Annotated in this window: 18 protein-coding genes; 11 read left to right on the top strand and 7 right to left on the bottom strand. The window is 39.7% G+C overall.

The window, feature by feature from the left end:
• Window positions 1–91 precede the first annotated feature (91 nt).
• The 11 genes from QQK05_RS10110 to rpoS all read left to right on the top strand — a co-directional run bounded on the left by QQK05_RS10110 (window position 92) and on the right by rpoS (window position 8,259).
• On the top strand, window positions 92–967 hold the full coding sequence (locus tag QQK05_RS10110) for a LysR family transcriptional regulator (RefSeq protein ID WP_284298187.1): 876 nt from the start codon (window positions 92–94) through the stop codon (window positions 965–967).
• 147 nt (window positions 968–1,114) lie between these two features.
• Window positions 1,115–1,747: a hypothetical protein gene (locus QQK05_RS10105; protein WP_284298185.1), complete on the top strand. Its 633-nt coding sequence runs from the start codon at window positions 1,115–1,117 to the stop codon at window positions 1,745–1,747.
• Between the two features lie 90 nt (window positions 1,748–1,837).
• Entirely contained in the window at window positions 1,838–2,158 is a 321-nt protein-coding gene (gene ftsB / locus QQK05_RS10100; RefSeq protein ID WP_284298183.1) for a cell division protein FtsB, read from the top strand.
• Window positions 2,151–2,879 (top strand): 2-C-methyl-D-erythritol 4-phosphate cytidylyltransferase, encoded by a 729-nt coding sequence (gene ispD / locus QQK05_RS10095; RefSeq protein WP_284298182.1) that lies wholly within the window; start codon window positions 2,151–2,153, stop codon window positions 2,877–2,879. The genes ftsB and ispD overlap by 8 nt, the downstream gene beginning before the upstream one ends.
• Complete coding sequence (ispF, locus tag QQK05_RS10090) at window positions 2,870–3,352, top strand: 2-C-methyl-D-erythritol 2,4-cyclodiphosphate synthase (RefSeq protein ID WP_284298180.1); 483 nt, start codon at window positions 2,870–2,872, stop codon at window positions 3,350–3,352. Before ispD ends, ispF begins: the two co-directional genes overlap by 10 nt.
• Complete coding sequence (gene truD, locus QQK05_RS10085; protein WP_284298178.1) at window positions 3,345–4,406, top strand: tRNA pseudouridine(13) synthase TruD; 1,062 nt, start codon at window positions 3,345–3,347, stop codon at window positions 4,404–4,406. The genes ispF and truD overlap by 8 nt, the downstream gene beginning before the upstream one ends.
• Window positions 4,403–5,155 (top strand): 5'/3'-nucleotidase SurE, encoded by a 753-nt coding sequence (gene surE / locus QQK05_RS10080; RefSeq protein WP_284298176.1) that lies wholly within the window; start codon window positions 4,403–4,405, stop codon window positions 5,153–5,155. Before truD ends, surE begins: the two co-directional genes overlap by 4 nt.
• Entirely contained in the window at window positions 5,152–5,814 is a 663-nt protein-coding gene (locus QQK05_RS10075) for a protein-L-isoaspartate(D-aspartate) O-methyltransferase (protein WP_284298175.1), read from the top strand. The genes surE and QQK05_RS10075 overlap by 4 nt, the downstream gene beginning before the upstream one ends.
• On the top strand, window positions 5,811–6,398 hold the full coding sequence (locus QQK05_RS10070; RefSeq protein ID WP_284298173.1) for a YqaA family protein: 588 nt from the start codon (window positions 5,811–5,813) through the stop codon (window positions 6,396–6,398). Before QQK05_RS10075 ends, QQK05_RS10070 begins: the two co-directional genes overlap by 4 nt.
• Before the next feature lie 47 nt (window positions 6,399–6,445).
• A complete protein-coding gene (locus QQK05_RS10065; protein ID WP_284298633.1) occupies window positions 6,446–7,249 on the top strand; it encodes a peptidoglycan DD-metalloendopeptidase family protein in 804 nt (267 codons plus the stop codon).
• A gap of 98 nt (window positions 7,250–7,347) precedes the next feature.
• On the top strand, window positions 7,348–8,259 hold the full coding sequence (rpoS, locus tag QQK05_RS10060; RefSeq protein ID WP_284298171.1) for an RNA polymerase sigma factor RpoS: 912 nt from the start codon (window positions 7,348–7,350) through the stop codon (window positions 8,257–8,259).
• 157 nt (window positions 8,260–8,416) lie between these two features.
• Here rpoS and QQK05_RS10055 read toward each other — a convergent pair whose 3' ends face one another.
• The 7 genes from QQK05_RS10055 to QQK05_RS10025 form a co-directional block, all read right to left on the bottom strand.
• Window positions 8,417–9,049 (bottom strand): glutathione S-transferase family protein, encoded by a 633-nt coding sequence (locus QQK05_RS10055; protein ID WP_284298169.1) that lies wholly within the window; start codon window positions 9,047–9,049, stop codon window positions 8,417–8,419.
• Between the two features lie 334 nt (window positions 9,050–9,383).
• The gene (locus QQK05_RS10050; RefSeq protein ID WP_284298167.1) at window positions 9,384–9,860 is read right to left on the bottom strand and encodes a hypothetical protein; all 477 of its coding nucleotides are present in this window, start codon (window positions 9,858–9,860) and stop codon (window positions 9,384–9,386) included.
• 567 nt (window positions 9,861–10,427) lie between these two features.
• Window positions 10,428–10,859, bottom strand: a complete 432-nt coding sequence (locus QQK05_RS10045) for a hypothetical protein (RefSeq protein ID WP_284298166.1) — start codon at window positions 10,857–10,859, stop codon at window positions 10,428–10,430.
• Window positions 10,859–11,032, bottom strand: a complete 174-nt coding sequence (locus tag QQK05_RS10040) for a hypothetical protein (RefSeq protein WP_284298164.1) — start codon at window positions 11,030–11,032, stop codon at window positions 10,859–10,861. The genes QQK05_RS10045 and QQK05_RS10040 overlap by 1 nt, the downstream gene beginning before the upstream one ends.
• Window positions 11,033–11,108: 76 nt before the next feature.
• Window positions 11,109–11,561 carry a hypothetical protein gene (locus tag QQK05_RS10035; protein WP_284298162.1) on the bottom strand — a complete coding sequence of 151 codons (453 nt, stop codon included), beginning with the start codon at window positions 11,559–11,561 and terminating at the stop codon, window positions 11,109–11,111.
• Window positions 11,562–11,569: 8 nt separating this feature from the next.
• Window positions 11,570–11,824, bottom strand: coding sequence for a helix-turn-helix transcriptional regulator (locus QQK05_RS10030; protein WP_284298160.1), 255 nt, complete (start codon window positions 11,822–11,824; stop codon window positions 11,570–11,572).
• A gap of 132 nt (window positions 11,825–11,956) precedes the next feature.
• Window positions 11,957–12,610 carry a hypothetical protein gene (locus QQK05_RS10025; protein ID WP_284298158.1) on the bottom strand — a complete coding sequence of 218 codons (654 nt, stop codon included), beginning with the start codon at window positions 12,608–12,610 and terminating at the stop codon, window positions 11,957–11,959.

The raw sequence follows: 12,610 nt of genomic DNA, 5'->3' as shown, positions 1-12,610 counted from the left end.
GAATAAAAAATAGCAGATGAGAAAATCTCTGTTTCTATATGGAAACAATGGGGTTAATATTTACAAAAATGAATTAATCAGCAGGGCGATTATGCACCTTGAACAACTGAGATTATTTGCTGAACTCGTCAATCACGGCAGTTATACAAAGACCGCCGATGTACTAGGCGTCTCAAAAGCATATATTTCTAAACAAATTAAAGCGTTAGAAAGTGATTTGAAATGCCAACTGCTGTTACGGAACACGCGTTCGATGCGGCTAACGTCAGCCGGTGCGACACTTAATGAACGAGCGCAAAAACTGACATCATTTTGGCAAGAAACACAACAACTGATTCAGCGTCAAGAAGAGGAACTTGAAGGCGTTGTTCGCTTCACTGCGCCCACAGGTTTAATGCAGTCTGCACTTTTTCAACTAGTTGAAGTTACTCATAAAATGTATCCGGGAATTGAGTTGGTTTGTGAGACAGGTAATGAAACTCATAACTTGGTCAGTGAACCATACGACTTTGCAATACGAATAACCAATACGCCTCCGCAGGATATGGTCGCCGTAAATTTAATGACATCCAATTACGTCTGTTGTGCTAGCCCCAAGTTTATCGCTGAGCATGGCCAACCTACTGTGCCCGCGGAGCTTAATGATTTTTCGTGTATCTCTTTATTTTACTGGCGAAATTGGTCGTTTATGGAAAGTGGAAAACATGCTGAAGTTAGTGTGAATCCCAAATACCAGTTTTCTGACAATAGCTTGTTAAAACAAGCATCATTAGCTGGGTTGGGAATCACTCGACTACCTAAATATTTAATTGAAGAGGAATTGGCCGCAGGTTCGTTGGTACCTATACTGAAGGATTATCAAGGCGAAAGCCGAGATGTTTACTTGTTGTATCCACAAGACCTTAACCGGTCGGAACGAGTGAAACGGATTCTTAACGTTGTTAAGCAATGCTTTGCTCAAGATTAATAACAGGTGATGCGGCAAGTAAACGACTCAATGGTTGTTTGGAAATGTGAGTTTTAGTGATAAAACCTTGGATAATTGTCAAAAAAACTTTAGTTAACCTGCCGTTTTGCTTAAACTGTAATCAATATTTAGCGGTTTTTTATTCATATGACACAAGCACTTCTTTGGCAAAATGACGTTGAGCATAATGATGAATATGCCAAGTTGTGTAATGCGTTATATGAAAGAGAGCTTGCGGTACTTGCCGTCGCGGATACATCGAGTGTTCAAGGGTTACAATCTCGTTTAAAAAGCCTGCCTTACTACATTAAGCGCACGGCTGATTACATGACGCTTTGTGAAAGTCCAATGACGCTTGATGTGCAAAATGGCAGTTGGACACTCAAACAGCCAACGAAGATGCCTGACTTTGCGACTGATCATGAAGGAATTCTTGCTTGGTATGCAGCAAAGCCTTTGCCACTGGGCTTAGTTATTCCATTTCAAACAAATACAGGGTTTGTGCTCGACTCGATAGATCGAGTGGATATTGCTAATAATCGTTTTCGTACAAATACCCATGGCTGGTTTCATCTTGATAAGCCAATGCCAAATACCTTAGAAGAAAAGGGCTGGCAGATAATAAAACCTGCAAAAAAAGTAATGATGCTCGCTTGTGCTGGCCACCGTTGGGTAAACCAGCAAAAGATCCAACCTAAACGTTTATCGTTACGTGAGTTACTGCTTTCATGCAATATTCATTGGAAAAATCTAAGAAAAGCCGCTCCACCACTTCGTTAAGTGTAAATTTCCGAACATTTTAATTTACTTAACCGATCACGCTTTTATAATACCTATTAACACATATCAATAATAAGTTTACTCAGCGCTATGCGTGTCGTTTCAATAATCTTAATCACATTTTTACTGCTACTTCAGTATCGACTTTGGTTCGGTAAAAATTCAGTGCCAGATTATTTAGAATTAAAAGAAGAAGTTACTCGACAAGCTGCTGACAACGACAAACTTAAACAACGTAATAAAATCCTTTATGCAGACATCGACGATTTGAAATCTGGTGTTGAAGCTATCGAAGAGCGCGCAAGAAACGAATTAGGCCTAATCAAAGAAGATGAAGTGTTTTTTCGTGTGATCCCAAAACATAAAGAAGAAGCGTTAGATAATCAATCCAAGGAAATCATCATTGAATAAGCAAGAAGCGCCGAGCTTAGCTGTTGTTGTACCCGCAGCTGGCGTAGGAAAGCGAATGAAGTCTGCTTGTCCTAAACAATACTTGACGATTAAAGAGCAAACCGTACTTGAACACACTGTGCTTAGATTGTTATCGCATCCAGCGATAGAGCAAGTCGTTATCGCGTTAGGCAATAACGACGAATACTATCAAGACACAAGTTTGATCAATCACCCTCAAATAAAAACCGTAGTAGGTGGTCAAGAGCGTGTAGATTCAGTGCTAGCGGGCCTGAAATACCTGCAGTCTCAAGGATTTGAATGGGCGCTAGTGCATGATGCGGCAAGACCTTGTATTACGGTTAAAGATATCGATACGTTAGTACAGCAGTGCATAAGTACAAGTAAAGGAGGGTTACTAGCATACCCTGCCAAAGACACGATTAAGCGAACAGCCAATCAACAGGATGTTGATGTGACGGTTGACCGCAGTGTGTTATGGCATGCACTGACACCGCAAATGTTTAAAACAAATGAGCTTGTCGACTCGATAGAGTATGGCCTAGCAAAAGGGCTTACGATCACTGATGAATCATCGGCAATAGAACAAGCGAATTTAGCAAGCCAACTTGTTGAAGGCTCAAGTGACAATATAAAAATTACCCGCCCAGAAGACTTAGCACTTGCTGAGTTCATCTTAACGAATCAAGAAAAATCACAGCAGGAAAAATTATGCGAATAGGTCATGGTTTCGACGTACATAAATTTGGTGGCGAAGGGCCAATCGTTTTAGCTGGGGTAAAAATTGACTACCCACAAGGGTTCGTCGCTCATTCAGATGGCGACGTTGCGCTGCATGCGTTATCTGATGCTATTTTAGGCGCCCTTGCGCTTGGTGATATTGGCAATCATTTTCCTGATACGAGTGACGAGTATGAAAATATCGATAGTCGTATTTTACTTCGCCATGTTGTTGGTCTTATGACTGAGAAAGGCTACAAGCTTGGTAATGCTGATGTCACTATCGTGGCCCAAGCGCCTAAAATTGCTCCGCATTTATTGGCAATGCGTACCTGTATTTCAGACGATCTGATGTGCGATATCGACCAGGTTAATGTAAAAGCAACCACTACCGAGAAGCTTGGCTATGTAGGTCGTAAAGAAGGGATTGCGGTTCACGCCGTTGTACTATTAGAGAAAGTGTCAAATGAGTAATGTCGTTAATTTGCCTTATTTGTATGGCGCCCCTCAAGCCACAGGTAAGTTGCGTGAACAAATGAGTGACTTCAAGGTATTTGAGATTTTACCATTCGAACCCTGTGGAGAGGGTGAACACCTCATTATTCACATAAGAAAAACGGGTGCGAATACGGTATTTGTCGCACGCGAGTTAGCCAAATATTTTGGCATCTCGGAGAAGCTTGTTACTTACGCTGGTTTGAAAGATAGGTTTGCCGTATGCGAACAATTTTTTGGTGTTCATGTACCGGGAAAGCAAGAATTCGACTTATCAAACGTCAATATTGACGGTGTAGAAGTTCTTAGCTGGAAACGTCACAACAAAAAATTAAAAACAGGTGCGCTGATCGGTAACCGTTTTGAAATTAACCTCACTTATGTTAGTGATGTTGACGCAGTAGAAGCGCGTTGGCAGCAAATCTGTAACACTGGTGTGCCGAATTATTTTGGTGAGCAACGTTTTGGTATTGAAGGTGGAAATATCGAACGTGCCCAGAGTATGTTTGAAGGCAAAAAAGTCAAAGACAAAAAGAAACGTAGTATTTACCTGTCAGCAGCTCGCTCATTTATCTTCAACAATATCATTGCCAAGCGTATCGAAACTAACACGTACCATGACCTTCAAACGGGTGATGTATGCATGTTGGCCGGCACTCAATCGGTATTTCTTGCTGAATATATTGATGAAACACTGAAAAACCGCTTGCAGGAAAAAGATATCGATATTACTGCACCTATGTGGGGAGCTGGTGAATTGATGTCAACGGGTGACGTTGCTGCGCTGGAGCAATCAATTGCTGATGAACATCATGTGTTCGCCAAAGGGCTGGGTAAGTTTGGCTTAAAGCAAGAGCGAAGACGTATTCGTTTAAACATCACGCAACCGCAAATTGTACTTAATGAAGGCCAAGTGACGGTGACATTCTTTCTACCTTCAGGTTGTTTTGCAACGACGGTATTAAGAGAGCTAATTGACTATCAAGATATGACGGTGCGTGTAGAAAAAGCTCCGAACAAGGATCTAACATGAACATCTTAGTAAGTAATGACGATGGTGTTAACGCACCTGGAATGAAAGTTCTCGCTCAAGCGCTTTCTATGCTTGGCCAAACTATGGTGGTAGGGCCGGATAGAAATTGTAGTGGAGCAAGCAATTCATTGACGTTGATTAACCCATTAAGAACACAGCAATTAGAAAATGGGTTCATTAGTGTCAACGGTACACCGACAGATTGCGTTCATTTAGCCATTAGTCAGTTATGTGATACACCACCTGATTTGGTTGTTGCTGGCATTAACCATGGTGCTAATTTGGGTGACGACGTTTTATATTCGGGCACTGTAGCGGCGGCAACAGAAGGGCGTCATATGGGGATGCCTGCGATTGCCGTTTCATTGGTTGGTAAAGAAGAGAAACACTATGAGACTGCCGCACAGGTTGCCGTTAAAGTGATTGAACGATTAAAAGAACATCCGCTGAAGTCAGATCAAATACTTAACATCAATGTGCCAGACATCCCATTGAACGAGCTCAAAGGTATTAAAGCAACACGTTTAGGTCATCGACATAAAGCAGAAACCATGAAAAAAATGAAAGACCCTTGGAACAGGGATATTTATTGGTATGGTTCGCTAGGCCAGGAACTCGACGCTGGTGAAGGGACTGACTTTCACGCTGTGGCAAATGGCTATGCATCTGTCACACCGTTAACTGTTGATATGACTGCACATAACAGTTTAAATAATATGCAAGATTGGATAAGTGAAGTGAAATTATGAGTCGACTCGTTGGTAGTAGGATAGGTGGTAAGTCGGGCAGAAGTGGAGAAGTACTTGCTCAACAACTTGCCAACGAAGGCATAGCAGATCAGCGAGTGCTTCAAGCGATTGCGCGCTCACCAAGGCATATTTTTGTTCCTGAGATTTTAGCGCATAAGGCATACGAGAATAATGCATTGCCGATAGGCCAAGGACAAACTATTTCTCAGCCATATATTGTTGCAAAAATGTCTGAATTGTTACTTGAAGATGGTGTGCCTGACAATGTGCTCGAAATTGGCACTGGCTCGGGATATCAAACGTCAATATTGGCACAACTTATTCCTAAAGTGTTTTCAGTTGAACGTATCAAAGCGTTGCAATTCCAAGCTAAACGTCGATTACAGGCGATGGATTTACACAATGTGTCGATGAAGCATGGCGACGGTTGGAAGGGGTGGAATTCAAAAGCACCTTTTCAAGCAATTATTGTAACGGCAGCCCCAACTTCAGTACCTCAAGCTTTACTTGAACAGTTAAGTGACGGCGGGAAATTAGTGATTCCAGTTGGCGATCAAACTCAAGTATTAAAAATAATTACAAAAAAAGGTGAGCATTTTCACGAAAAGCTTGTCGAAGCAGTGAAATTTGTACCATTAGTTCCCGGAGCTGTCATTTGAAGATTTTCTCAAAGTTGTATGAGTGGACTATGCAGTGGGCAGAGCATAAGTTCGCACCACGTGCTTTAGCATTCCTAACATTTATTGAATCAATTATTTTTCCAATTCCACCTGATGTTTTGCTTGCACCTATGGTGTTGTCTAAGCCAGAAAAAGCATGGAATTTTGCGACGATTGCTACTGTATCGTCTGTACTTGGTGGCGCGCTGGGTTACCTGCTTGGCGCGTGGATGTTCGAACCGATTATTGAACCCGTGATTAATCAGCTTGGCTGGGCACATAAGCTAGAGCAAGTGATGCTATGGTTTGAGCAATGGGGTGTTTGGGTTGTATTTATCGCGGGTTTCTCACCAATTCCATATAAGCTATTTACCGTTAGTGCTGGATTCTTGGGCTTGGCATTTATTCCATTCTTGATTGCCTCAACAATTGGTCGCGGTATGCGATTCTTTTTAGTAGCTGGGCTGATCAAATTAGGCGGTAAAGAAATGGAAAGTAAAATTCGTCAATGGATCGATGTGATTGGTTGGGTGGTCGTTTTACTCATTGTTGCTGTTTACATCTACTACACACAAACAAGCTAAGAGGAAAGGGGACGAGTTTGTATAAAGTTGCACTTTTACTTTGTTTAATGTTTTTAGCGGGGTGTTCGGCCAAGCCGAAAAAGCCTGCGCCTGTGGTTGATATCCAGAGCCATGCGCCAATTACAGATAAATCTAAAAACACGCTTAATCAAAGTGAATATATAGTCAAAAAAGGTGAAACTTTATATGCAATCGCATGGCGTGCAAATGTCAATGTGAGACAACTTGCATCATGGAATAATATCTCTGCCCCCTACCACATCTACCCTGGGCAGAAGTTGTCACTTTCTTCGGTTAAATCGACGGCAAAATCTAGTGTAAAAACTCCATCTAAGTCGAATAAATACTCAACCAAGAAAAGTGAAAAAAATGTGCAAAAACAGGTTGATCAGAAAAAAAATCAGGAGTATGGTGGTACTCAAGGTGGACAAAAAATCACCAGGAAAAGCACGGTAAAACAGCCGACTTTTTCTCAGAAAATCCGCCGATGGCAGTGGCCACATAATGGGAAAGTTGTCCAAACTTTTTCTACAAAACCACAAGGAAATAAAGGCATTGATATTGCCGGTCGCAAGGGAGATAACATCAAAGCTGCGGCATCAGGCACTGTTGTATATGCAGGTAACGCATTAAGAGGTTATGGCAATTTGGTCATAATTAAACACAACGATGATTATCTTAGTGCATATGCCCATAACGACCGCATATTGGTCAAAGAGCAACAACAGGTTAATGTCGGTGATGTGATCGCCAAAATGGGAGACACCGATGCCCAAAGAGTCATGCTTCATTTTGAAGTTCGCTTTCGTGGCAAGTCAGTGAATCCGCAGAAGTATTTGCCGAGAAAATAGTTTCATCACGTAATAAATCAATAATAAATAATAAATATAAATGGAGAGCAAACGTGTAGTTTATACCAATAAGAATACTTGCTAACAGGAGAAGTGGCATGGGCATTAATAAAGAAATTAACGATGTTGTTGTTGAACCCGTAAGTAAAAAGAAAGAGAAAGAAGAAGCATCTTCAAACTTAGATGCAACTCAGCTTTACTTGGGCGAAATTGGCTTTTCACCTTTGTTAAGCGCTGAAGAAGAAGTATATTTTTCACGTCTAGCCCTGAAGGGCGATGAACCCGCGCGTAAGCGCATGATCGAAAGTAATTTAAGACTGGTTGTTAAGATTGCAAGACGATATAACAATCGCGGTCTACCACTACTTGACCTAATCGAAGAAGGTAACCTAGGCTTAATTCGAGCCGTCGAAAAATTTGATCCTGAACGAGGATTTAGATTTTCTACTTATGCCACCTGGTGGATTCGTCAGACAATTGAACGCGCTATTATGAATCAAACGCGCACGATTAGATTGCCAATCCACGTTGTAAAAGAACTCAATATTTATCTACGTACCGCACGTGAACTCGTGCAAAAACTTGACCACGAACCAACAGCTGAAGATATTGCAAAAGAGCTTGATAAGCCGGTTGATGACGTAAGCAAAATGCTTAAGTTGAACGAGCGTATCACGTCTGTTGATACTCCATTTGCAGGCGACTCTGAGAAAGCCTTATTAGATGTCATTCCTGATGAAAAAGGGGGCGGCCCAGAGAGTAAGCTTCAAAACAGCGACTTAAAAAACAACATTGTTGTTTGGTTGAATGAATTGAACTCAAAACAACGTGAAGTGTTAGCAAGACGTTTTGGTTTATTAGGCTATGAAGCGGCAACCCTAGAGGATGTGGGCTCTGAAATTGGTTTGACCCGTGAGCGTGTTCGCCAAATTCAAGTTGAAGCGTTAAAACGCTTAAGAGACATGTTAGGGCAACAAAACTTATCATTGGAAGCATTGTTCCAAGAGTAGTTGTAAACAAACATCATGACGAAATAGCAACCAAAGCGGTTGCTATTTTTTTTGCCTTCATTTTGAGCTTGATAAGTTTAAACGAGAATCCCCCAGCAAGTTACATCTCTTAAAGCCTTGCAACTACTACTTTAAAACGTGGTTGCTTTCTTGTCAGTTAGCCGGTAACGGTTTCGTCGTATTGATGCTCTAGCGCCATGGCTTTTTGCGCACCTGGACGTTGATGCATTTCTTGTAAATATTTAGCTAAATTAGGGTAATCGCCTAACAGCTCGAGTGCGAAAGCCATCTCGATAATAAAGGACATCATTATATCTGCTGCTGAGAATGACTCACCAAGAATCCAATGCTTATCTGCCATATGATCGTTAAGATAGCCAAGTACAAGAGACACTTCCTGCTTCGCATAGCCGTCAAGGAAGTTGGTTTTAGCGCCATCAATTTTAAGAAAGTAATGTAATAGTAATGGCAACGCGGCAGAGCTCTCAGCAAAGTGAAGCCACTGTAAGTATTCTTTATACTGGGCAGAGTCTTTTGAAGGAACTAGAGTGTCACTGGCATACGCTTGAGCTAAATACTCAATGATCGCTCCAGATTCTGCCAATACACTACCGTCTATTTCAATGACAGGTGATTTACCTAATGGGTGGATTGCTCGAAGTTCAGCAGGTGCAAGGTTACTTTGGCTGTCACGTTGATAGGCTTTGATTTGGTAGTTCACTTTCAGCTCTTCTAAAAGCCAAATGATTCGTTTTGAACGTGATTTGTTTAAGTGGTGTAAAGTGATCATAAACTTCCCTGAATTATTTTTGTTAATAGAACTACGAAGCAACCAGTTAAATAGTTTACGAGGGCTTTAAATTGCGAGTCAAATTGTTTGACCGTGTTTGAGGTGGATATGCTCGATTAATAAATAGCTAGATAGCAGTTATCGATGCACTGAGACAAATGGTATTAGGTTGATAATAAATGAAGAATTAAATGGTGGCCCCTCCCTGATCTGAATTGAAGGTTAAAGACCTTAATTTTAAAGGCCTAATTATTTTTATCGTGCTGCGATGTTACTAATAGTGTTACTAAATCATAAAGTCACATTTAAATTTGTCTTAATGGATTTTGAACAATCAATTGTCTGTACAAGTAATGGTTCCTATCTCAGATTTGCTTGGTGAAAATGCTGTTACCCATGATTCGGTCATCATTTCGCCTAGTTCCATATGCCATTTTTCTGGGTTATTCTTAAGCCACTTAGAAAAAACCGCCATCAATTGTTTCGAGGTTTTACCGTCTATACAGCCATAAACCAAATAAGCATTTCCTTTAGCTCTTTCATTAAATATCTTCCATTTTTCTGTATCATTTATGAACTCTTCTTTTTCCAAAATAATGAAGATATCCTGATATGCCTGAACTGATGAATAGTAAGAAAGCTTTAACCCTTGTCTCAATCCATTCACAAACATTTCACATGTGACGAATAAACTCGATTTTTTATCAGAACAGGCTTCTACCCATAGTTCAGGATTATCAATCGCCTTAGCCGACTTAGTAAAAAACAATAATGTTGAGAATAAAATACCGCTAATAAATGTTTTTAACATATATAACTCCATTAATATCTAACCATCTTAAGCCATCTTGATGATTGAATGAAATAGTCCATGTAAACCTGAGTAATTGTTTCTTTGAAGCATCCTAAATAATCGCTTTGAAGTCCAATCATTTCCTCGGCTAGTTTTAAAGCTTGAGTTGTTTAGATGGCAACAAACAAATTTATATGATGGTGGGCGATAGCGATTTTTCTTTATTAAGTTATAAACGAATAAAATAACGCTGTTGTTTAACGCTTTCTGTTCTGTTCGATTCATATCTTTACTCATGTATAGTAGTTCGAAAATACCCTTTTAAGGACTCCAGAAATTACCCTTTTTTATAGTGTCGAAAAATACCCTTTAGTTATAACAACTGACTTATAAGCTAATTAAACTGTCAGCAATAATCGGAGTAGCTACATGGTATATATAAGACTCTCCAATTTGATAGTACCAATACACTGAAAAAGGCTAGTTAGTACTCCAAGTTGATTAACTATTACATCCCCCAATTTCTTAGCTATATCAATATGGTGTACTAACTCACTCTAGCTATTCCAATATGATAGTGATTTTCTATGGCGCTTTTATCGTGGGTTGAATGTTCCATTCTGATTTATCCAGCTTCCAATAGGATAACGGGGCAGGGCTAACCTTTACTCCACTGTCATATTTACAGTTAGTTGGTTCATCTATTCCATTCCACGTTATTGCTACCAGTGTTGGGTAACCTCTAATTTTTAGTCCTTGCCTTGTTACCACAATAAAACCAGCGTGAACTAAACGAGCGTATGCTCTATAAAGTGAAGCGGGAGGCCAACCACACTTTTTTAAAAGGGCGTGGCAAGTAGATAACATGCCGTTGTTGTTGCCGTTATACTGAGTTAATAAATCGACTAACAACTTAACTTCTGGCGCTCTCAAGCTTCTAAATTGTTCACTAATGGCAATGTGATAAGGAATCCCTATAAAACGGCCCTTCTTTCTTTTTCTATCAATGCTAGCCATTAGTCACCACCAATACATTTCGCTGTTATTTGGTCAAGTTCGGGGGGCATGGCTTCATCTAACTGGTTGTCTTGATTTAGCGCCTTTTCTATTGCTTCCTTTGTTGAATTGGCTTCGATAGAAAAGAACAACTTTTGAGTTTGTGTAACCTCAATTAGGTAATGATTCTTCATTATGCTAACCTTTAGTTGTGGCTGGCGTGTTGTCCTCTAAAACTTCAACGCCAGCATAAATTGGAAAGTCACTTCTTTATTTAAGTTGTGGCTTTTTTATTTCTGCATCGTTTGCTGCTTCACCTAAGGATAATAGGTACTCCATTTGGGCTTCATTTAACTCCGCCAATGCTTTTGGTATGCGCTCTTTCTCTCTCTGAGCTTGTTTGAGTGAAATTTCTGCTCTTTGGTTTCGTCTAATTTTTCTAGCCTCAGAATCTTGCTTTTGACTACCAACAAGATGCCTATCGTTAAGTTTTAGGCAACTTTCACCATCATCATCGGTATAGCGGTCAATAAGCCAGAAGCCAAATTTTTCTCCTTCTAAATCCTCTAGAGGCGAGCCGTGGTAGCTTTCATTGATAGCTCGCAGCTTTTTCCGTTTACAGCCACGAATTAGCTCAATTAAAATAGGCCAGGATTTACTGCATTGTGGTGGTATGTGTGTAGATTCAGCAGTCAGTTGAATAGTAGTTAATAAAGTACTCATATAACCTCCTATGCGTCTAACTTGCGATTTGCGATAAGGTCAGCAACTAAAGCTTTGATTTGCTCTTTAGACTGGGCTTCAATGCGAGCTTTTATGACAGCATTAACTTCATGCTTGATATAGGCAACTGCGCGATCACCTATTGATATTGGTGGACAGAATAGGCCTGCTTTTTCATCTAGTTGAAGTGAAGATTTTGAGCGACCAATTAAGTTTAAAACTTCTGGGCGGCGAATTAGTTGGTAGTGTTTGTTAATAGTCATATCAGTTCCTCATTGGTTAACTGATTACCTATTATCTACATATAATTAGAAGTGAAAATTGGGGATAAATATAAAATATTTAATCCCCAAGGGGATAAATTAAAAAAGATTTATCCCATACTTATTCAGTTGTTAATTTTTACTTTTTTCAGGAAGTATTAATTTTAAAAGTAAGGGATTATCAATAGCGTCTTGATATATTTTCAATTTTTCCCTTATAAATTTTGGTGACACATTGAGATCTTGAGCTGTCTTTCTTTGAGATTTAGTAACTAGGTAACTTTCTAATATCTTTTGATCTGAAATATCTAATTTAGGACGGCCTCGTTTTTTGGTTATATTGGGAAAAGGATTTTCATCTATCAAGTACTTTATCAAAACTGTTTTAAGAACTGTTTCAGTAGCGCTGTTGGAAGAGCTTGAAATAAAGTCAAATAAGAAAACCTTTTTATCTAAGTCTCTTTTTTCTTTTGGTTCTTCTTTCTCTGGATTAAGGATTTCCTCAGCTCTTTTCTCTAAACTATGCTTTTCTTTTGGAGCAAGTCGTTCAATTAATTTCCCCATTGTAGTTGAGTGGTTTTCTACTTCTCTTGTATAAAGTGCGAGTAAAGAGAAATAGCTCTTAATTAAGCCAGAAATGATAAATTTAGTTTCATCGTCAAATTGTGAAAGGTCAGATAGATTAGATAGTAGACCTAAAGAGTTTTGAGATTCAATCTCTACAATACTGTCTAATTGAACATCAGTTAACTCTTCCAGTTCACTAATAAAATTATATAGATTCAT

The organism is Thalassotalea loyana, from assembly GCF_030161435.1.
In the GTDB taxonomy this organism is placed as follows: Bacteria; Pseudomonadota; Gammaproteobacteria; order Enterobacterales; family Alteromonadaceae; genus Thalassotalea_G; species Thalassotalea_G loyana.
Note: the sequence above shows the minus strand (reverse complement) of the source record. Positions and strands in the feature narration are given on the sequence as shown.

Bases quoted from the DNA above. Each gene is read 5' to 3' on its own strand.
- QQK05_RS10110 (WP_284298187.1), top strand. From the start codon at position 92: ATGCACCTTGAACAACTGAGATTATTTGCTGAACTCGTCAATCACGGC.
- QQK05_RS10105 (WP_284298185.1), top strand. From the start codon at position 1,115: ATGACACAAGCACTTCTTTGGCAAAATGACGTTGAGCATAATGATGAA.
- ftsB (WP_284298183.1), top strand. From the start codon at position 1,838: ATGCGTGTCGTTTCAATAATCTTAATCACATTTTTACTGCTACTTCAG.
- ispF (WP_284298180.1), top strand. From the start codon at position 2,870: ATGCGAATAGGTCATGGTTTCGACGTACATAAATTTGGTGGCGAAGGG.
- truD (WP_284298178.1), top strand. From the start codon at position 3,345: ATGAGTAATGTCGTTAATTTGCCTTATTTGTATGGCGCCCCTCAAGCC.
- surE (WP_284298176.1), top strand. From the start codon at position 4,403: ATGAACATCTTAGTAAGTAATGACGATGGTGTTAACGCACCTGGAATG.
- QQK05_RS10075 (WP_284298175.1), top strand. From the start codon at position 5,152: ATGAGTCGACTCGTTGGTAGTAGGATAGGTGGTAAGTCGGGCAGAAGT.
- QQK05_RS10065 (WP_284298633.1), top strand. From the start codon at position 6,446: ATGTTTTTAGCGGGGTGTTCGGCCAAGCCGAAAAAGCCTGCGCCTGTG.
- rpoS (WP_284298171.1), top strand. From the start codon at position 7,348: ATGGGCATTAATAAAGAAATTAACGATGTTGTTGTTGAACCCGTAAGT.
- QQK05_RS10055 (WP_284298169.1), bottom strand. From the start codon at position 9,049: ATGATCACTTTACACCACTTAAACAAATCACGTTCAAAACGAATCATT.
- QQK05_RS10050 (WP_284298167.1), bottom strand. From the start codon at position 9,860: ATGTTAAAAACATTTATTAGCGGTATTTTATTCTCAACATTATTGTTT.
- QQK05_RS10045 (WP_284298166.1), bottom strand. From the start codon at position 10,859: ATGGCTAGCATTGATAGAAAAAGAAAGAAGGGCCGTTTTATAGGGATT.
- QQK05_RS10040 (WP_284298164.1), bottom strand. From the start codon at position 11,032: ATGAAGAATCATTACCTAATTGAGGTTACACAAACTCAAAAGTTGTTC.
- QQK05_RS10035 (WP_284298162.1), bottom strand. From the start codon at position 11,561: ATGAGTACTTTATTAACTACTATTCAACTGACTGCTGAATCTACACAC.
- QQK05_RS10030 (WP_284298160.1), bottom strand. From the start codon at position 11,824: ATGACTATTAACAAACACTACCAACTAATTCGCCGCCCAGAAGTTTTA.
- QQK05_RS10025 (WP_284298158.1), bottom strand. From the start codon at position 12,610: ATGAATCTATATAATTTTATTAGTGAACTGGAAGAGTTAACTGATGTT.